Genomic DNA, 18,039 nt, shown 5'->3' with positions numbered 1-18,039 from the left:
CGGCCGCACCGGGCGTCGGTGCACCCCGTGGGCGCCCCCGCCCGGAGGCGGGGACGTCACCGTGGGCGGCGGCCGCTCGCTCCCGGCCGCTCGCTCCCGGCCCTCAGTCCCGGTCGAGCAGCGCGGCCAGGTACCGCGTCGTCTCGTCACGCAGTTCCTCCGGCGTCGGTGTGTGGCCGTGCCCGCTCCCCGCCGTGGAGTTGAACAGCACCCCGTCGCACCAGCGGATCAGACGTCGGGCGTCGGCTGCCGGGTCGGCGGAGCCGCACTGCGCCAGCAGGGTGGCGGCGACGGTGGTGAAGCGTGCCCCCAACCGGTCGTACCCGGCCCGCAGTTCGGGTCGGCGGGTGGCCTCCAGGGCGAGTTCGAGACGGGCCAGGGTGAGCGTGCGTCCGGTGGTGAGTGCCTGGTACAGCAGCTCGGCACCGGCCCGGGCGAGCAGGTCCTGCGGTGAGGCGCCGGTGCCGGCCGGGGGCCCGCCGGTGAGGACGGGGTGGTCCCGGGTCTCCTGCTCGACGATGCGGGTGAGGGCGAGGTCGAGCAGGGCGGCCCTGGTCCGGGCGAGGTTGGAGGTCGAGCCGGCGGGCAGTCCGGCCTCCTGGTCCACGGCGCGGTGGGTCAGCCCGCGCAGGCCGCGTTCGGCGATCAGGGCGATGGCGGCGTCGGCGATCAGGGTCGGGCGTGGGGGTGTCATGGATCCGATCATGGCCTTCCTCTTCGGGGATTCCGACCCGGGGTGAGCCCGAACCCTCTCCTCGCGGCAACGGTAGCCCACGGCGACTACATCTGTAGTACGGTGCAGAGCAGTGCTCACTACATCCGTAGTGTCAGGAGAGGGGTTCACGCATGGGCGTTCATCGGGCGATCGTCATCGGCGGCGGTATCGGCGGGCTCGCCGCCGCCCTCGCCCTCCACCGGCAGGGCGTCCCCGTGACCGTCCACGAACGCGCCGCCTCGCTCGAACCCGTCGGGGCCGGCCTCGCCCTCGCCCCCAACGCCCTGCGCGCCCTCGACCGGCTCGGCGTCGGCGAACGCCTGCGCGCCCTCGCCACCCCGCACCCCGCCATCGGCCTGCGCCACCCCTCCGGCCGCTGGCTCGCCCGCACCGACACGGCCACCTTCGAGGCCTGCTTCGGCGACACCATCGCCGCCGTCGCCCGCGCCGACGTCATCGCCGCCCTGGCCGACGCCCTCCCCGACGGCACCGTCCGCACCGACTCGCCCGCCGCCCTCGTCGCTCCCGGAAGCACCACCGAACCCGCCGTCGTCCGGACCCCCGACGGCGAGCGCTCCGCCGCGCTGGTCGTCGCCGCCGACGGCATCCGGTCCGCCACCCGCGGCCTGCTCTTCCCGCAGCACCCGGGCCCCCGCTACAGCGGCTTCACCACCTGGCGCACCGTCGTGTCCCCCGCCCGCCGACCGGAAGCCGTCGGCGAGGTCTGGGGGCGCGGGCGGCTCGCCGGCGTCGTCCCGCTCGCGGACGGTCGGGTCTACGTGTACGGCGCGGCCCTCGCCCCGGCCGGCGCCCGCGCGGCCGACGGTGACGAGAAGGCCGAACTCCTGCGCAGGTACGGCACCTGGTGCGCGCCCGTGCCCGAGCTCCTCGCGCTCGCCGAACCCGAACGCGTCCTGCGTCACGACGTCTGGGAGCTCGCGGACCCGCTGCCGGCCTACCACCGCGGCCGGGTCGCCCTCCTCGGCGACGCCGCCCACGCGATGTGCCCCTTCCAGGGCCAGGGCGCCTGCCAGGCCATCGAGGACGCCGTGGTCCTCGCCGCCCCGCTGACCCCGTCCACGGACCCGGCCGCCGCGCTCCCCGCCTACACCGCCGCCCGCCTGCCGCGCGCCACCGCCGTCGTCACCGGCTCCCGCCGCATCGGCGACCTCGTCGCCCTCCACACCCCCGCGGCCACCTTCCTGCGCACCGCCGCCCTCACCCTCGCCGGCCTCCTTCCGGCCCGCACCCTGCTCGGCCGCTCCGCCCCGACGTACGACTGGCAGCCCCCGGCCCTCGGCGTACCGGCCTGAGCCTCCGACGGCCGGGGAGCCCGTGAAGCCGGCGAGAACGGCCGCCCGAAGGTAAAAGTTGCGCAAAGCGGCGGGATGGTTCAGCGGATCGCCCCTCTTTCCCTGTGAACGCGCGGCCGCACCGGCCGCACCGGTCGTCCGCACCGAAACCCTGGGATGGTCCCGTGAACGATCTGTCCGTACCGCCCCTCCGTGCTCTGCCGGACGGGAACGCCGAACTCCGCGTCGTCCTCACGCTCAGCTGGAACGACGTCGCCTCGCTCGGGCGGGAGGCCGGCCGGCTGGCCACCCGCCTGCAGCGCGCGGTCAGCCTCGACGAGGCCGCCAGCCACGTCCTGAGCGCCCGGCCGGAATCCGCCGCGCTCCCGCGGGCCCTGGGCAACCCGGCCGTGGAACAGCCCGCTGCGGCCGCCACCCCGCAGGTCGAACAGGCCAGGCAGGGAGCCGAGTTGATGATGCGCCACACCGCCTCCCCGGCCGCGGCGAAGCCGGCGGCACCCGCGGCCACCGCCCGGCCCGACGCGGCTCCCGCCCCGAGCCGACCGACCTCGGCGACCCCCGCCCCGGCACCGGCCGCCTGAGCGCAGCGCCCGTGCGGGCGAACAAGCTCGGGCGCACCGAGCAACCCGGCGGGGACGCGGCCGGGGCCGGGCGCTCAGGACGGTCCCGGTGAGGAGATCGGCTCGCTCCACGCCCGCGCCGGGCCCTTCGGCGAGACGTTGGGCGCAGGCGACCCGCCCTCGGCTAACCTCGCCCCTCGTGGACGTTCCCCCCGAGCCCTCGACCCTGCGTGTCTTCGTGGCACTGGCGCCGCCCGACGACGCCAAGGACGAGCTGGCCCGGGCCCTGCGGCCCGCCTACGCCGCGTACCCGCGGCTGCGGTGGAACCGGATCGAGGACTGGCACATCACGCTCGCCTTCCTCGGTGAACTGCCCTCCACGGCAGTGCCGTCGCTGCGGTCGGTGCTGGCCGGTGCGGCGGCGTCGCACTCCGCCCTGCGGCTGGGCCTGCGCGGCGGCGGCCACTTCGACGAGCGACTGCTGTGGAGCGGGATCGACGGGGACCTGGAGAGGCTGCACGCGCTCGCCGCCGACGTCCGGGAGCTGGTCAGGTCCTGCGGGATCGAGTTCCGCGACCGCCCGCTGCGCCCGCACCTGACCCTGGCCCGGTCCCGCCGCGACGATCCCGCCAGCGTGCCGGCGGCCGCGGCCGGGCTCAGCGCTTTCGTGGGCCGGCTGTGGCGGACCGAACGTCTCCATCTGGTCGGCAGCAACATCGGCCGCGGCCCCGGGCCGATCCGCTACCGCGACATCGAGGCGTGGCGGTTCGGCGCCGCCGTCCGGAGCGGGGGAGAGGGCGCTCCCACCCGGCCTTGACTTCCGCTCCCCGCCCTAAAGGGCGGGGATTCCTACCACGGTCGTCTGACCGTCTCGGTGGGTTCCTGCTTCTTCGCGCTGTGCGGGGACGGGTCCCCGGCTTACCCGCGCTCGACAGGCTGACACCGCCAGTCCGGCGGCCGTGGCTATGTTGACGGCGGCGTTGACGTCCCGGTCCAGCCAGACGCCGCACGCCTGGCACTGCCAGACGCGGATGTTCAGCGGCTTGGGGCCGTCCTTGACGCCGCAGTGGGAGCAAACCTGGGAGGTCGGCTCGAAGCGGCCGATCTTGATCAGGTTCCGGCCGTACTTCGCGGCCTTGTACTCCAGCATGGTGACGAACGCCGACCATCCGGCGTCGTGCACGGACTTGGCGAGCCGTGTGCGGGCGAGTCCCTTGACCGCCAGGTCTTCCACCGCGATTGCTTGGTTCTCGCGAATCAGTCCGGTGGAGACCTGGTGGTGGAACTCGCGCCGGGCGTCGGCCACCCGTGCGTGGTTGCGAGCGACCTTGTGACGGGCCTTCTCGCGGTTCTTGCTGCCCTTGGCCTTACGGGACAGGGCTTGCTGTGCGCGTTTGAGCTTCTTCTCTGCGCGCCGGAGGAACTTCGGGGCGTCGATCTTCCGCCCGTCCGAGAGGACGGCGAAGTGTCCGAGGCCGAGATCGAGACCGGTGACCGGTTCGGTCTCGGGAAGGATCTCGGGGTCCGTCTCGACAACGAAGCTGGCGAAGTACCGGCCTGCGCTGTCCTTGATCACCGTCACCGAGGATGGCACGGACGGCAAGGCGCGGGACCACTTCACCCGCACGTCGCCGATCTTCGGCAGCGATAGGTCGCCGCCCGGTGTGATCTTCCATCGGGCGTTCGCGGTGAAGCGGATCGCCTGCCGGGTGTCCTTGCGGGACTTGAACCGGGGCGGTCCCATCTTCGGGCGCATGCCCTTGAGGCCGTCGAAGAAGTTCCGGTAGGCGGTGTCCAGGTCCCGGAGGGACTGTTGCAGCACCACGGCGGACACCTCGCCGAGCCATGCCCGTTCGGGGGTGTTCTTCGCGGCCGTGAGCTGCTTGGACAGCTCGCCGGACGGGATGAACGGCAGCCCGGCGGCGCGGGCGGTCTCACGTGCCCGGAGGGCATCATTGAAGGCCACCCGTGCACACCCGAACGCCCTGGCCAGCGCGGAACGCTGAGGCCCGTTCGGGTACACGCGGAAGCTGTACCTGAGCTGCACGGTCAGCACCGTACCATTTTGGTTTATGGCCGAGTATCAGAACATCCGCACTGGTCGGCACTGCGCTTTCGCCCTGCATGCGCACTTGGTTTTCGTGACGAAGTACCGTCACAAGGTGTTCGCCGAGCGGCATCTGACCCGGCTCGAAGAGATCATGCGGGACGTGTGCGCCGACTTCGAGGTGGAGTTGGTCGAGTTCAACGGCGAGAACAACCACGTCCACCTGCTGGTGAACTTCCCGCCGAAGGTCGCCCTGTCCAAGCTGGTCAACTCGCTCAAAGGCGTCAGCTCGCGCCGGCTGCGGCAGGAGTACCCCGAGCTGGTCAAGCACTACTGGCGCGCACAGCGTCTGTGGTCCGGTTCGTACTTCGCCGGATCAGTCGGCGGCGCGCCGCTGTCGATAGTCCGGCAGTACATCGAGCAGCAGAACCGTCCGGCTTGACGGTCTGCGGTGGGCACCGTCCACAGTGCGGGAGGGTGCCCACCGCACAGGTCAGAGCAGGGTTCAGAATCGCTTCACCACCGGGCTGAAGCCCGGTGCACTGCGATTAGTCCAGGTAGCCGCCCCGGCCCGGTGGAGCGGCCCGGCTCGGCCGGCTGTCACCGCGGGGCGGTGTCCTCGCTCTGGTCGCCGAGGGTGAGCAGGACGCGGCGCAGCAGGCCGGTGAGCCGGTCGCGTTCGGCGGCGGTGAGTCCGGCGAGCTGGCGTTCCTCGCCGGCGAGGTGGTGTTCGACGAGGCGGTCGGTCAGTTCCCGGCCGGTGTCGGTCAGGGAGATCAGCACCCGGCGGCGGTGGGCGGGGTCGACGGCCCGTTCGACCAGGCCCTTGTCCACGAGGTGGTCGATGCGGTTGGTGAGCGCCGCGGAGCTGACCATCGCGGCCGAGCTGAGTTCACCGGCGGTGAGGACGTGCGGCGGGCCGGAGCGCAGCAGGGTGGCGAGGACGTCGAACTCCCAGGGTTCGACGCCGTGGACGGCCAGGTTCTCCTTGATCCCGCGCTCCAGCAGGCGCGAGGCGCGGGAGAGGCGGCCGATCACGGCCATGGGGGAGGTGTCCAGGTCGGGGCGGACCGCGCGCCACTGTGCGGTGATGCGGTCGACGCCGTCGTGCTGCGGCTGCTGTTCGGTCATGCCCCGAGTCTAACATTTCGACATGGAAGTGTTTGACATCGCGGATCGCACTTGCCTATAGTTTCGACATCGAAATGTTTGACGTAGGGGGAGCATCATGAAGGTTCTGCTCACCGGGGCCACCGGTTACATCGGTTCCGCCGTCACCGACCACCTCGCCGCGGCCGGTCACCAGGTCGTGGCGCTCACCCGCGGCGCCGAGCCGCAGCCCGGCCGGGGCTGGCACGCCCGGTTGGTCGGTGACACCGCCGACCCGGCGTCGCTGGCCGGCGTGGTCACGCCCGACATCGAGGCCGTGATCCACCTGGCGCCCCCGAGCGGGGACGTCGACGTCGACACCGCCGTCGTGGAGGCGCTCGCCGCTCCGCTGCGCGGCACCGGCCGGCCCTTCGTCTACACCAGCGGTGTCTGGGTGCTCGGCGCGACCGGCGGGGCCCAGGAGGTCGGCGAGCAGGCGCCGACCGACCCGATCGACATCGTCGGCTACCGCCCGCGGATCGAGCAGCGGGTGCTGGCCGAGGCCGCCGAGGGCGTGCGCGCGGTCGTCGTGCGGCCCGGCATCGTGTACGGCCGCGGTGGCGGGATCCCCGCCGTCCTGGTCGACCGGGCCCGTGTGCAGGGGGTGCCCGAGTACTACGGGGAGGAGGGTGTGCGCTGGCCGACCGTCCACGTGGACGACCTGGCCGAGCTGTTCGTGGCCGTCGTCGAGCGGGCCGGGGCCGGCACCGTCTGGCACGGTGTCGGTGAGTCGGCCGTCCCGGTCCGTGACCTGGCCCGGGCCGCCGGCCGCGCGGCCGGCGTGCTCGCCGTGCCGCGCGTGGTGCCGGTGGAGCAGGCGGCCGAGGTCTTCGGCCCGCTCTTCGCGGACGCGCTCGCCCTGGACCAGAGCGTCGGCGGCGGCGCCGCCCGTGCCGTCCTGGGCTGGCGGCCGGAGCGGCCGGGCGTGGTGGCCGAGCTGGTGTCGGGTTCGTACCGGCCGGTCGAGGTGTTCGGCGCTCCGGGCGGTCCGCAGACCGATGCCGAGGTGACCGCGATCCGTCGGCTGGTCGCCGAGATCGAGCACGCCCAGCAGAACGAGCTGGTCGACCGGTTCCTGGGCCTCTTCCGCCGGGAGGACCCGGTGTGGACCACCGGCCACGGCAAGCGGCTGTCGGGCTTCGAGGAGATCGCGGCCTTCACCCGCAAGGTGCTGCCCGGGGCGGCGGTCGAGTCCACCGCCGTCTACGACGTCGAGCGGGTGCTGTTCCTGCGCTCCGACGTCGCCGCGGTGAACGTCCGCCAGCAGCCGGTGCGCCACGACGGGACCCGGATCACCGACCGGCCCGAGGGCCGTCCGTTCTACATCCTGGTCAAGGAGGACGGCGCCTGGCGCGTCGGCGCCGCCCAGAACACCGTCGCGGTCGACTGACGACCCGCCGACGGCCACCCGTACCGCCTGCAACGCGGGACGCCGAGCCGGAAGAACCACGAGGAGGACCATTCCATGACCACCCACCAGATGACCGATGCCGAACTCGCCGGCCAGCCCGCCGCCTACTGGACCGGTGTCGCCTACGAGGCACTGATCGCCTTCACGCGGGCCCGGCAGGTCGAGAAGGGCTACACCCAGCCGCAGTTCTGGCTGCTGCGCAACCTGTCGGCGAACGACATCTCGCCCGACGGCGGGGGGATGACCCTGCCCGAGCTGCGGGAGGCCATGAGCTCCTACATCCGGCCCGAGGACGACCTGGCGGCCGACTCCGCGGTGCTCGTCGAGCGCGGCTGGCTGCGGCGGGACGCGGACGACCGGCTGTGGCTCACCGCGCAGGGGGAGCAGGCCCGCGTCGACCTGGCGCGCAACGCCCCCGCGATCCGCGCCGCCCTCCACGAGGGCATCGACGACGCCGACTACGTCACCACGCTGAAGGTGCTCGGTCAGCTGATCCGCAACGCCGGCGGAACGATGCCCTGACAGGGCGGCAGATCCCGGCGCCGGCCTCCCCGCCTCCTCGGCGGAATACCGCCGAGGAGGCGGCCCCGGCCCTGCACTCTCGCCCGTTCTCGCGATGAATCAGGAGGTTCGATGGACAAGCAGACCTGCCCGCTGCTGCGGTCAGACCGGGTCGACCGGATCGTCGCGGGCTTCCTGCGCACCCTCGTCGACCACGGCGCGAACTGCGAGCCCGCCGAACTGGCCCGGACGGGAGCGATCGCCCTCGGCGTCGCCACCGCCTGTCTGGCCCAGCACCTGGGGGCCGCCGAGGAGCCACCGCCCGAGACCCGTGCCCGGGCCGTGCTCCGACGGATCGACGCCTTCATCGAACACAACCTCGGCGACCCCGACCTGACCCCCCGAAGGATCGCCGACCGCCACAACATCTCGCTCCGCACCCTCTACACGCTCTTCCGCGACCGCCCCGCCGGCGTCGCGGGCACCATCCGCCGCCAACGCCTGGAACGCTGCCACGCCGACCTCGCCCGCCCCGGCCTGAGACACCGCCCCGTCCAGGCGATCGCCGCCCGCTGGGGCTTCGCGAACCACACCACCTTCACCCGCGCCTTCCGCGAGGCCTACGGCACCACCCCCACCAGGCACCGGGCACGTGCCCTCGCCGGACCGTCCGAATCCCATGGCCCTACGACCAGCGGATCGGAGGCACCGGCGAGAACCGCTGGACGCGAGCGTTCCCGGTGACCGACCTCCGCGGCGCAGGGGTGGGGGAGGCGGCGCCCTGCGGCACCGTGGCCCAAGGCGCAGGCGAGCAGCCCGGCGGAGGGCAGGGACAGCCCCCGGAGGAGTCGGGTGTGCACGTGGGGCCTTCCCCGGGGGAGTCGGGCGTTTTCGCTCAGACGGCGGTGAAGCGGCCGGCCGCCTCGCCCCGGAGGCGGCCGGGCGGGAGCCCGCGGCCGAAGGCGAGCAGGAGGAGGTCCTGGGCGGCGCCGTACACCGGGGAGCCGATCCGTACGACCAGCCCAGGTCCTCGGCACACAGCCGTACTCCGCCGACGTCGGCACCGAAGAACCTCAAGCCGCTGGGCCGGATCCCGTCGAGCAGCACCCGCAGCCGGTCCTCGGGGACACGCCGGTCCAGGCCGAGGGCGACCGTGATGTCCAGGCCGTGCACCACGTCGTGGCCGAGCGCGGCCCGGAGCCCCCCGACCGGCGGAGTCCAGGGGTGATGGGCGCCCTCCCGCAGGAACGCGGCGAGTTCGGCGGCGGAACGGGTGGCCGCGTCCCTGCGCGCGACGCGGTCGGTCAAGCGGTGCAGGTTCCCCCGGGCCCGGGCCAACTCGCCGATCGTCGCGGGCAGGGAGAGCCGGAACCCCATCGACATGTGCGCGGCGACCTCACGGATCCGCCATCCCGCGCAGAGACCCCCGGATCCGGGCCCGGATCGTCCTCGCCTGGCCGGCCACCGGACCCGCGAGCCCCGCGGCCCGGGCGCTCCTCGACCGCATGCGCGACGCCCTGCCGACCCCACCCACCCGGCAGGACGAGTCGCCCGGGCCGCCCCGTCCGAGGCGCACGAGCCGGCGAGGGTGAGCAGACGCTGCTCCCTGGCCTCGGCGACCTCCGGGTCTCCTCGGGTCGACCCGGCAGCCGCCGGAATCCCCGCCGACAGCCGTCGCCGCGTCGCCGGGCTGCGCCGCGTAGAGGCCGCGCACCTGTCCGGAGTCAGCGCCGCCCACTACGTGCGCCTGGAGCACGGCCGCGCGGCGCAGTCCTCCGAGCAGGTGGTCACCGCCCACCGCCCCGCCGCGTAGCCGTGGGGGAGTCCCGTCGACGCCGGTGCCGACACCGTGCTCAGCACTGGGGGAAGTTGACGGCGAGGCCGCCGAGCGCGGTCTCCTTGTACTTGGTGCTCATGTCGGCCCCGGTGTCGCGCATGGTGCGGATGGCGGCGTCGAGGGGGACGAGGTGCCGTCCGTCGCCGTTGAGGGCCAGGCGGGCTGCGGCGATGGCCTTGAGGCTGCCGATGGCGTTGCGTTCGATGCAGGGGATCTGGACGAGTCCGGCAACGGGGTCGCAGGTCAGGCCGAGGTGGTGTTCCAGGGCGATCTCCGCGGCGTTCTCCACCTGGCCGGGGGTGCCGCCCAGGAGCTCGGTCAGGCCGGCGGCGGCCATGGCGGCGGCGGTGCCGACCTCTCCCTGGCAGCCGACCTCGGCGCCGGAGACGGAGGCGTTGCGCTTGACGATGATGCCGATGGCGGCGGCGGTGAGCAGGAAGCGCACGGTGCCGTCGTCGTCGGCGCCGGGGACGAACCGGTGGTAGTAGTGCAGGACGGCGGGGAGGACGCCCGCGGCGCCGTTGGTGGGTGCCGTGACGACCCGTCCGCCGGCGGCGTTCTCCTCGTTGACCGCGAGCGCGTAGAGCGCGACCCAGTCCATGGCGTGCAGCGGATCCCCGGGACTCCCCTGCTGCCGGAGCCGGCGGTGCAGTGCCGGGGCGCGGCGCGGAACGTTCAGGCCGCCCGGCAGTGTGCCGTCCGTCCGGCAGCCGCGGTCGACACAGTCGCGCATGACCTTCCACAGCTGCAGAAGCCCGGCGCGGACCTCGCCCTCGGGCCGCCGGACACTCTCGTTGGCCAGCATCAGGTCGCTGATCCGCCCGTTCCCGACGAGGTCGATGAGCTGCCTCGCGTCGGTGAAGGGACGGGGCACCTCGTGCGGAGCGCCGAGGGCCTCGTGGAGCAGGAAGCCGCCGCCGACGGAGTAGAAGGTCCGGGTGCCCAGCACGACGTCGTCCCGGCCCAGGGCCGTGAAGGTCAGGGCATTGGGGTGGGCGTCCGGCAGGAAGCGGTGATGGAGGACCAGATCGAACCCGACGGCCTGCACGCCGGGCAGCCGGACCCGGCGCTCGGCCGTGATCAGGCGGAAGCGCTCGTCGGCGGTGGCGACGTCGACCGTCTCCGGCCGCTCGCCGGCGAGCCCGAGCAGGACGGCCCGGTCGGTGCCGTGGCCGATACCGGTGGCGGCCAGCGAACCGTACAGCTCGACGTCGATGGTCGCGACCTCGGCCAGCACGCCTTCCCGGTCGAGCTCCCGGACGAAGTGGTGGGCGGCGCGCATCGGTGCCACCGTGTGGGAGCTGGACGGCCCGATGCCGACGCGGAACAGGTCGAACACGCTGATCAAGGAGGACTCCAGGGGAGCGGCCGGGGTTGGAGCCTTCGGTCTACCGCCGACCGGACCCGCGTGGTGGCGACGGACCGCCAGTGGCGTGGACGGGCGCCCGGTCGAGGGCGCGGCCCCTCCCGGGTGCCGCACCGGCCCGGCCCCGGCCCGGGCGGTGCGGATCTTCGGCGGGCCTGGTGTCGATCCTGGTCCCGAGGCGGCCCGGCCCGTCACCTACCGACGGGTACGTGCCACGATGCCCGGCACACCGCACGCAGCCGGCAGCGACGGGGCTGGAGCGGCCGTGCCGCCTCCGGCGCACGCCCGAGCCGGGCCTGCCCTTCACCGGGAGGAACGCTGATGACCGACGAGGACCTGCCGACGCACCTGTGTCGCCTGGGGCTGACGCGCCGTGAGGCGGACACCTACGCGGCGCTGCTCGCTGTCCGCGCCGACGACGGCGAACCATCGGTCGGGAATCCGGGGCGCGACCGGGAGGCCCCCGGGTGCAGCGGCCCGGACGAGGGCCGGGCGCGGGAGGAGGACCTCGCGCAGTTGCGCAGGCTGGGCCTGGTCACCGTCTCGGAGGCCGACGGTGGCCGGCACGTGCCGGTGGAGCCCACCATCGCACTGGAGTTCCTGGCGCACAGCCGCGCCGCCGAGCTCCGTGAGGCCCAGCAGGCCGCCGTCAACGCCTACAGCGGGTACCGGCGCACCGTCAGCCCCCAACCGACCGAGAACCTGGTCGAGGTCGTCACCGGCGCCTCCATCATCGAGCGCATCGAGACCATCGAAGCAGCCGCCGAGAGCGAGGTCCTGCGCTTCGACTCGCCGCCGTACCACACGCACGGGACGGCCAACCCGATCCAGATCGAGAAGCTCCGGCAGGGCGTGGAGTACCGGGTCGTGTACTCCCGGTCGGCGGTCCAGAACGCCGCGTACTACGCCGTCAACATCAAACCCTGCATCGCCGCCGGGGAGCAGGCCCGGATCCTGCCCACCGTCCCCGTGAAGCTCACCATCTTCGACGGCAGACTGGCCATCGTGTCGATGTCGTTCGTCGAGGCCGAGGTCAACGACTCGTTACTCCTGGTTCGCCCGTCGAGCCTGTTGTCCGCGCTCACGGGGTTGTTCGAGGCGTCCTGGCGGTCGGCGTTGCCGATGCACCTGAGCGGCCGCGTGCCGTCGGCGCTCACTCCGATCCACCGGCGCATCGTCGAGCTGCTGGCCACCGGGGTCACCGACGACACCATCGCCGAGCTGCTGGGCGTCAGCCGCCGTACTCTCTCCCGCCATCTGGAGCAGCTCAACTCCCGTGCCGGATCGGTCACCCGCTTCCAGATGGCGCTGCACGCGGCACGCAACGGCTGGATCTGACAGGTAGCGGGCGGCTCCCTCACGAGCGCGATCCGCGACATGACACACACGCATCCGACCGTGTCCGACCTTTGTGGCCAAAGCGCGCCAATGGCGTCAACTCACTCCCGTCGAAGATTCCCTGACGGTACTTCTAGTGCACCGGGCCGACCGCCGGAGCGGAATCGCCCCGACGGGAAGGGTCGGTCCCCCGGGGTCGATCGCGACCGCGGGTGGCCGTCCCCGCGACGCCCGATCTCCCCGCCCCCACACCAGGAGCTGTCCATGCCGGGAAGTTGGTCCTCGCAGCCGGCACCCGTTGTCCGCGCCGCCGCGCTCGTCCCGCTCCGGTCTCCACCGCCCTTCGCCGACGACGGAAGCCGCGAAACCGACGTCAAGGGCGGCCACGGCGCGGAGAGCTTCGAGCTCCCCGAGACACACCCGCCGGAACCGACGACCGACACCCAACGGGCAGACCGGGGTCGTATCGCACCGGCGTCGTGGCCCGCACCGGGAGCGGCGAGCTCCTGCCGAAGCGTCGATTGACTGTCCGTCGGACACACGTCCCGTCAGGTGAGTTTCCCTGAGAACCACGACCGGTCACGGGAAGCCGGCAACCCACGAGCGCCGCGGCCACCGTCCGTGCGATCCCCGCGCGGTGAACCGGCCACGGCGGAGGCGACCAGCCGCCATGGCGATCCGGCCTCCCGTCCAGGCAGCACCCCTGTGTCCGCCGGGGCCCACGCGCCCCGTCGTCACCCGTGCGCCGACCCTCCCTCCCGCGTGCCGCGCCCCGGATGAGCCCGTCGCCGTCGATCCGTGCCGACGACCGGCGCCCTCCACCGCAACGTCACGCGACCACTGCCGCGAATCCGAGGCGGCGAAGCCTCGCCGCACCCTCCCAGGAGGTCATCCTTGTCCCAGCAGAACGCACGTCACCGTCATGCCCGTAGGGCGAGGCCGACCACCGTCCTCGTCGCGGCCACCGCCGTCGCCGCCGCGGCGGCCGCGGTGGTGATCAGCCCGGCGAACGCCGCCCCGCACGCCACCGGAAAGGCGCATCCGCCCGCGGAGTCCATAGCCGGCCGCTACCTGGTGGTGCTCAAGGACGACGCGGTGCCGTCCCCGGGCGCCGCGCAGGGAGCCGCCCCGCCGGCCGGGCAGGGAGCCGCCGCCGAAGGCGTACAGGCCGGGCAGACGCCGGTGACGTCCGTCGCGGACCGGCTGGTCCGGGCCCACGGCGGCTCCGTCCGGACGGTCTTCGACACGGCGTTGCACGGCTACGCCGCGGAGATGACACCGGCCGAGGCGAAGGCGGTGGCGGCGGATCCGGCGGTCGAGTCCGTGGAACAGGACGGCGTCCAGCACTCGGGCTCGGCGCCGCAGGCCGCCCAGGCGGCGTCGGTGGCCAGCTGGGGCCTGGACCGCATCGACCAGCGGAACCTGCCGCTGGACAACAGCTACACCGCCCCGAACACCGCCTCCGACGTCACGGTCTACGTGGTCGACAGCGGACTGCGCACCACACACACCCAGTTCGGGGGGCGGGCGAGCGTCGGGGTGGACCTGGTCGGTGACGGTCGCAACGGCGCCGACTGCATCGGCCACGGCACCCACGTCGCCGGTACCATCGGCGGCAAGGACTACGGGGTGGCCAGGGGCGTGAAGCTGGTCGCCGTCCGCGTCACCCCGTGCAACGACTCCATCCCCACGTCTGCCATCGTCTCGGCCGCCGACTGGATAACCAAGTACGCGGTCAAGCCGGCCGTGGTCAACATGAGCATCAACGGCGGCGTCAGCGCCGCGGAGGACAAGGCGATCCGGAACTCCATCGCCTCCGGCGTCACGTGGGTGGTCTCCTCGGGCAACAGCGGCGCCGACGCGTGCAGAAACTCGCCCGGCGACATCGCCGAGGCCGTCGTGGTGAACAACTCCACCTCCGACGACCAGCGCCGCTCGGACTCCAACTGGGGCGCGTGCACCGACCTGTTCGCCCCCGGCACCGGCATCACCTCGGCCTGGAACGGCAGTGACAAGGACAGCCGCAAGCTGACCGGCACCTCGATGGCCGCGCCGCACGTCACCGGCGCCGCCGCCCTCTACCTGTCGGCCCATCCCACGGCCACTCCCGCCCAGGTCCAGGACGCGCTGACCAGTGCGGCCACGACCGGCAGGATCGGCAAAGCCGGGACGAACACCCCCAACCGGCTCCTCTACGTCGCGGGCCTGGGCGACCACCCCACCGGGTGACCGCGGACCCGCGGGGTCGGGCCCCCCCGACCAGCCCGGGCCGGCCGGCACCCGAGGTGCCCCAGCCGCCCGTCGATCCCCGTCCGGACCGGCGGCAGAGCCACCGCCCAGGTACCGGACCACCGTTCCGCCCCCCCCGACACAGGAGACAACATGTCCACCGGTACCCCCGGCCGTCACCGCCGTTCCCGGAAGAAGATCCTGCTCGCCGTCGCCCTGCCGACGGCCCTGGCGGCGGGCGCCGCCACCGCCGCGGTGGGCATCGGCTCCGCCTCGGCCGCGGTGGCCGTGCCGAAGCCGGACCACGTCGTCGTGGTCATGATGGAGAACCACGCCTACAAGCAGATCATCGGAAGCAAGGGCGCGCCGTACCTGAACTCGCTCGCCAAGGGCGGCGCCGTCCTCAGGGCCTCCTACGGCATCACCCACCCCAGCCAGCCGAACTACTTCGCCGTCTTCTCCGGCAGCACCCAGGGCATCACCGGCGACGACTGCTACAACCCCGGCTCCATGTCCGCCCCCAACCTGGCCTCCGAGCTGATCGCGGCCGGCAAGACCTGGGGAAGCTACAACGAGTCACTGCCCAGCGAGGGCTCCACCACCTGCAAGAGCGGCAAGTACGCCCAGAAGCACAACCCCTGGTTCGCGTTCAAGAACGTGCCGACCAGCAGCGGCCACACCTTCGACCGGTTCCCCACCGACTTCACCGAACTCCCCAAGGTCTCCTTCGTCGTCCCCAACCTCTGCAACGACATGCACGACTGCTCCGTGGGCACCGGCGACAGCTGGATCAAGAACAAGCTCGACGCGTACGCCGTCTGGGCCAAGACCCACAACAGCCTGCTCGTCATCACCTACGACGAGGACGACAAGCACAGCGGCAACCAGATCCCCACCGTGCTGTACGGACAGCCCGTCAAGGCCGGCTCCGCACCGACCACCAAGTACAACCACTACGACATGCTCCGCACCCTGGAAGACCTCGCCGGGCTCACCACGCACGCCGGCAAGGCGGCCGGCGCCTCCGACATCGCCGGCGTCTGGAACTGACCGTGTACCTCGCGGACAGCCGACGTCCCGCGGCGTCCGCCGCCGCCCCGGCCCGCGGGCCGGGGCGGTCCGCGCGGATCGCCCCCACCGTCCTCGCCCTCGGCACGGTCAGCCTGATCACCGACGTCTCCTCCGAGATGGTCACCGCCGTCCTGCCGCTCTACCTCGTCACCGCGCTCGGCGTCTCCCCGCTTGGCTTCGGCGTGCTGGACGGCGTCTTCAACGGCGCCTCCGCCGTCCTGCGGCTGCTCGGCGGCTTCCTCGGCGACCGCGGCGGCGGACGCCACAAGGCCGTCGCCACCGCCGGCTACGGTCTCTCCGCGCTCTGCCGGCCCGCACTCCTCATGGTCCGCACCACACCGCTGATCGGCCTCGTCCTCGCCGTCGACCGGGTCGGCAAGGGGCTGCGGACCGCGCCCCGCGACGCCATGATCTCCCTCGCCACCCCGCCCGAACGGCGCGGCCGCGCCTTCGGCCTGCACCGGGCGATGGACACCCTCGGCGCGCTGGCCGGCCCCCTGCTCGCCTTCCTCATCCTGCGCACCGCCCCCGGGGGCTACCACGCCGTCTTCACCGTCAGCTCCTACGTCGCGGCACTCGGCGTGCTCGTCCTGGTCCTCCTCGTCCCCGGCCGCAGCCTGCGCTCCACGCCCGCCCCCACGGCGCGGCTGCGCCTCCGTGAGCTGCTGCGCCTGCCGGCCCTGCGCCGGACCACCGCGTGCGCCGCCCTGCTCGGGCTCGCCACGGTCAGCGACTCCTTCGTCTACCTGCTGCTGCAGCGGCGGTTCGAGCTCTCCGCGGGCTGGTTCCCCCTGCTGCCGCTGGGCACCGCCGCCGTCTATCTGTTGCTCGCCGTCCCGTTCGGCGCGCTCGCAGACCGGACCGGGCGTCGACGCATGTTCGTGCTGGGCCATGCCGCCCTGCTGACCGGCTACGGCCTGCTGCTCGCACGGCCCGGCGGCGGTGCGGGCCTCGCCGCCGCGGTCCTCGCCCTGCACGGGCTCTTCTACGCCGCGACCGACGGCGTCCTCGCCGCCGCCGTGGCGGGCGCCGTGCCCGAGCAACGGCGCGGCGCCGGCCTGGCGCTCGTCGGCACCGGCCAGGCCGCCGGACGCTTCGCCTGCTCGCTCGCGGTCGGCGCGCTCTGGAGCCGCTGGGGCGACACCGCCGCCCTGGCCGTCATGACCGCCGCACTCACGGTGGCCCTCGCGGCCGCCGCCCGCCTGCTGGGCCGGCTCACCGATGACCGGGGCCCAGCCAGTGGCTGACCGACCCACCGCCGGTGCCCGTCCGTTCCTCCCGCCGTACCGCCTGTCTGTCCGCCTGACTGTCCGTCCGTCGAAGTACCCACCGGAAGAGGACCCCGTATGACCTTCGGCCGCCGTCTGCTCGTCCTGTTCGCCGCCGTCGCCGTCCTCGTCGCGGCCGGCGCCTGGACCGTCCTGCGCGCCGGCCACGCGAGCCGGGACGGCGACCGGACGGGCGACGGGCCGCCGGCCAGGGCGGGCGCCGTCACGCTGCGACCGTACGCCGACGGAGCGCAACTGGTCTTCCGTTCCATGACCTGGGGCTCCCGACGTGACCATCTCGCCGCGGTCCCGCTCGCCGATCCCACGGCGACCCGGACGGTGGCGGCGCCGGCCTGCCTGCGCTTCCACGCCGCGGCCGGCACCGGGATCTGCCTCCAGGCCGTGCACGGTGTCCTGGAGGACACCTACCGCGCGGTCGTCCTCGACGCCGATCTGCACGAGCGGCGCCGCTACGACCTCGCCGGCATCCCCACCCGGGCACGGGTGTCCCCCTCGGGGCACCTCGTCGCCTGGACGGTCTTCGTCGGCGGCGACTCCTACGCCGGCACAGACTTCTCCACCCGTACCACGATCCTGGACACCACCACCTGGACCCTGCAGGAGAACCTGGAAGGCTACGCCGTCACCCTCGACGGGAAGCCCTACCGCGCCGCCGACTCCAACATCTGGGGCGTCACCTTCGCCGACGACGAGCACTTCTACGCCACTCTCGCCACCGGCGGCAAGACCCACCTGGTCGCCGGCGACGCCGTCCACCACACGCTCGCCACCCTGCACGACAACGTCGAATGCCCGTCCCTGTCGCCCGACGGCACCCGCGTCGCCTACAAGAAGCGCGTCCCCGGCCTGCCCGAGGACGCCCCGTGGCGGCTCTACGTCCTCGACCTGAAGACCATGGCCGAGACGGCGACCACCGAAGACCGCAACGTCGACGACCAGGCCCTCTGGCTGGACGACCGCACCCTCGCCTACGCCCTCCCCAGCGACGACGGCACCGACCTGTGGACCGTCCCCGCCGACGGCACCGGCACCCCGGCCCTGCTCGCCGCCGCCGCGCTCGCCGCCGCCGTCGTGCGGTGACGGGACCGGCGAGAACAACAACCGTCCGTGGCACTGACGCCGACCCGACGCCGACGCCTCCTCACCAGCCCGCCGCCGCTTCACCGGCGGCAGGCCGGCGGCCCCGGCCGCTCCGGCCGCTCCTTCGCCGACT

At 73.4% G+C, this 18,039-nt stretch carries 16 protein-coding genes and 2 pseudogenes; 13 read left to right on the top strand and 5 right to left on the bottom strand.

The genetic code is table 11. From position 1 onward, the window contains the following. Positions 1-103 precede the first annotated feature (103 nt). On the bottom strand, positions 104-694 hold the full coding sequence (locus ACF9IK_RS00795) for a TetR/AcrR family transcriptional regulator (protein WP_395292296.1): 591 nt from the start codon (positions 692-694) through the stop codon (positions 104-106). A gap of 152 nt (positions 695-846) precedes the next feature. On the opposite strand from ACF9IK_RS00795, the gene ACF9IK_RS00790 reads away from it, so the two are divergent. The 3 genes from ACF9IK_RS00790 to thpR all read left to right on the top strand — a co-directional run bounded on the left by ACF9IK_RS00790 (position 847) and on the right by thpR (position 3,405). Further along, the gene (locus ACF9IK_RS00790) at positions 847-2,028 is read left to right on the top strand and encodes an FAD-dependent monooxygenase (RefSeq protein ID WP_395292295.1); all 1,182 of its coding nucleotides are present in this window, start codon (positions 847-849) and stop codon (positions 2,026-2,028) included. Between the two features lie 164 nt (positions 2,029-2,192). Next, entirely contained in the window at positions 2,193-2,609 is a 417-nt protein-coding gene (locus ACF9IK_RS00785) for a hypothetical protein (protein ID WP_395292294.1), read from the top strand. Positions 2,610-2,787: 178 nt separating this feature from the next. Continuing rightward, entirely contained in the window at positions 2,788-3,405 is a 618-nt protein-coding gene (gene thpR, locus ACF9IK_RS00780) for an RNA 2',3'-cyclic phosphodiesterase (RefSeq protein ID WP_395292293.1), read from the top strand. 15 nt (positions 3,406-3,420) lie between these two features. On the opposite strand, the gene ACF9IK_RS00775 is transcribed toward thpR, so the two are convergent. Continuing rightward, positions 3,421-4,635, bottom strand: a complete 1,215-nt coding sequence (locus ACF9IK_RS00775; RefSeq protein ID WP_395298428.1) for an RNA-guided endonuclease InsQ/TnpB family protein — start codon at positions 4,633-4,635, stop codon at positions 3,421-3,423. A gap of 25 nt (positions 4,636-4,660) precedes the next feature. On the opposite strand from ACF9IK_RS00775, the gene tnpA reads away from it, so the two are divergent. Then, positions 4,661-5,077, top strand: a complete 417-nt coding sequence (gene tnpA / locus ACF9IK_RS00770) for an IS200/IS605 family transposase (protein WP_395292292.1) — start codon at positions 4,661-4,663, stop codon at positions 5,075-5,077. Between the two features lie 158 nt (positions 5,078-5,235). Here the strand turns inward: tnpA and ACF9IK_RS00765 are convergent, their stop codons facing one another. After that, positions 5,236-5,766, bottom strand: a complete 531-nt coding sequence (locus tag ACF9IK_RS00765; RefSeq protein WP_395292291.1) for a MarR family winged helix-turn-helix transcriptional regulator — start codon at positions 5,764-5,766, stop codon at positions 5,236-5,238. A 97-nt stretch (positions 5,767-5,863) separates the two neighbouring features. Between ACF9IK_RS00765 and ACF9IK_RS00760 the strand changes: the two genes are divergently transcribed. From ACF9IK_RS00760 to ACF9IK_RS00750, 3 genes are all read left to right on the top strand, one after another. After that, entirely contained in the window at positions 5,864-7,174 is a 1,311-nt protein-coding gene (locus tag ACF9IK_RS00760; RefSeq protein ID WP_395292290.1) for an SgcJ/EcaC family oxidoreductase, read from the top strand. Positions 7,175-7,249: 75 nt separating this feature from the next. Then, the gene (locus tag ACF9IK_RS00755) at positions 7,250-7,717 is read left to right on the top strand and encodes a MarR family transcriptional regulator (RefSeq protein WP_395292289.1); all 468 of its coding nucleotides are present in this window, start codon (positions 7,250-7,252) and stop codon (positions 7,715-7,717) included. Between the two features lie 111 nt (positions 7,718-7,828). Next, complete coding sequence (locus ACF9IK_RS00750; protein WP_395292288.1) at positions 7,829-8,440, top strand: helix-turn-helix domain-containing protein; 612 nt, start codon at positions 7,829-7,831, stop codon at positions 8,438-8,440. A 151-nt stretch (positions 8,441-8,591) separates the two neighbouring features. Here the strand turns inward: ACF9IK_RS00750 and ACF9IK_RS00745 are convergent. Further along, a pseudogene (locus ACF9IK_RS00745) lies at positions 8,592-9,118 on the bottom strand (maleylpyruvate isomerase family mycothiol-dependent enzyme); the annotation flags it as partial. A 184-nt stretch (positions 9,119-9,302) separates the two neighbouring features. Here ACF9IK_RS00745 and ACF9IK_RS00740 point away from each other — a divergent pair. Then, positions 9,303-9,491 (top strand): annotated as a pseudogene (locus ACF9IK_RS00740) (hypothetical protein); the annotation flags it as partial. A 58-nt stretch (positions 9,492-9,549) separates the two neighbouring features. On the opposite strand, the gene ACF9IK_RS00735 reads toward ACF9IK_RS00740, so the two are convergent. Beyond that, the gene (locus ACF9IK_RS00735; RefSeq protein ID WP_395298429.1) at positions 9,550-10,893 is read right to left on the bottom strand and encodes an L-serine ammonia-lyase; all 1,344 of its coding nucleotides are present in this window, start codon (positions 10,891-10,893) and stop codon (positions 9,550-9,552) included. Positions 10,894-11,220: 327 nt separating this feature from the next. On the opposite strand from ACF9IK_RS00735, the gene ACF9IK_RS00730 reads away from it, so the two are divergent. From ACF9IK_RS00730 to ACF9IK_RS00710, 5 genes are all read left to right on the top strand, one after another. Beyond that, complete coding sequence (locus ACF9IK_RS00730; protein ID WP_395292287.1) at positions 11,221-12,237, top strand: helix-turn-helix domain-containing protein; 1,017 nt, start codon at positions 11,221-11,223, stop codon at positions 12,235-12,237. Positions 12,238-13,131: 894 nt separating this feature from the next. After that, entirely contained in the window at positions 13,132-14,466 is a 1,335-nt protein-coding gene (locus ACF9IK_RS00725) for a S8 family peptidase (RefSeq protein ID WP_395292286.1), read from the top strand. Between the two features lie 153 nt (positions 14,467-14,619). Then, complete coding sequence (locus ACF9IK_RS00720; RefSeq protein WP_395292285.1) at positions 14,620-15,516, top strand: alkaline phosphatase family protein; 897 nt, start codon at positions 14,620-14,622, stop codon at positions 15,514-15,516. A gap of 2 nt (positions 15,517-15,518) precedes the next feature. Further along, a complete protein-coding gene (locus tag ACF9IK_RS00715) occupies positions 15,519-16,784 on the top strand; it encodes an MFS transporter (protein ID WP_395292284.1) in 1,266 nt (421 codons plus the stop codon). 99 nt (positions 16,785-16,883) lie between these two features. Next, positions 16,884-17,906 (top strand): TolB family protein, encoded by a 1,023-nt coding sequence (locus ACF9IK_RS00710; protein WP_395292283.1) that lies wholly within the window; start codon positions 16,884-16,886, stop codon positions 17,904-17,906. The last annotated feature ends 133 nt before the right edge of the window (positions 17,907-18,039 follow it).

It is taken from the genome of Kitasatospora hibisci (assembly GCF_043950205.1).
GTDB lineage: Bacteria > Actinomycetota > Actinomycetes > Streptomycetales > Streptomycetaceae > Kitasatospora > Kitasatospora hibisci.
This window is presented reverse-complemented; position numbering and strand designations above follow the sequence as displayed.

Excerpts from the sequence above, each read along its gene's own strand:
- ACF9IK_RS00755 (WP_395292289.1), top strand. The coding sequence starts at position 7,250 with ATGACCACCCACCAGATGACCGATGCCGAACTCGCCGGCCAGCCCGCC.
- ACF9IK_RS00720 (WP_395292285.1), top strand. The coding sequence starts at position 14,620 with ATGTCCACCGGTACCCCCGGCCGTCACCGCCGTTCCCGGAAGAAGATC.
- ACF9IK_RS00765 (WP_395292291.1), bottom strand. The coding sequence starts at position 5,766 with ATGACCGAACAGCAGCCGCAGCACGACGGCGTCGACCGCATCACCGCA.
- ACF9IK_RS00710 (WP_395292283.1), top strand. The coding sequence starts at position 16,884 with ATGACCTTCGGCCGCCGTCTGCTCGTCCTGTTCGCCGCCGTCGCCGTC.
- ACF9IK_RS00760 (WP_395292290.1), top strand. The coding sequence starts at position 5,864 with ATGAAGGTTCTGCTCACCGGGGCCACCGGTTACATCGGTTCCGCCGTC.
- tnpA (WP_395292292.1), top strand. The coding sequence starts at position 4,661 with ATGGCCGAGTATCAGAACATCCGCACTGGTCGGCACTGCGCTTTCGCC.
- ACF9IK_RS00730 (WP_395292287.1), top strand. The coding sequence starts at position 11,221 with ATGACCGACGAGGACCTGCCGACGCACCTGTGTCGCCTGGGGCTGACG.
- ACF9IK_RS00795 (WP_395292296.1), bottom strand. The coding sequence starts at position 694 with ATGACACCCCCACGCCCGACCCTGATCGCCGACGCCGCCATCGCCCTG.
- ACF9IK_RS00790 (WP_395292295.1), top strand. The coding sequence starts at position 847 with ATGGGCGTTCATCGGGCGATCGTCATCGGCGGCGGTATCGGCGGGCTC.
- ACF9IK_RS00750 (WP_395292288.1), top strand. The coding sequence starts at position 7,829 with ATGGACAAGCAGACCTGCCCGCTGCTGCGGTCAGACCGGGTCGACCGG.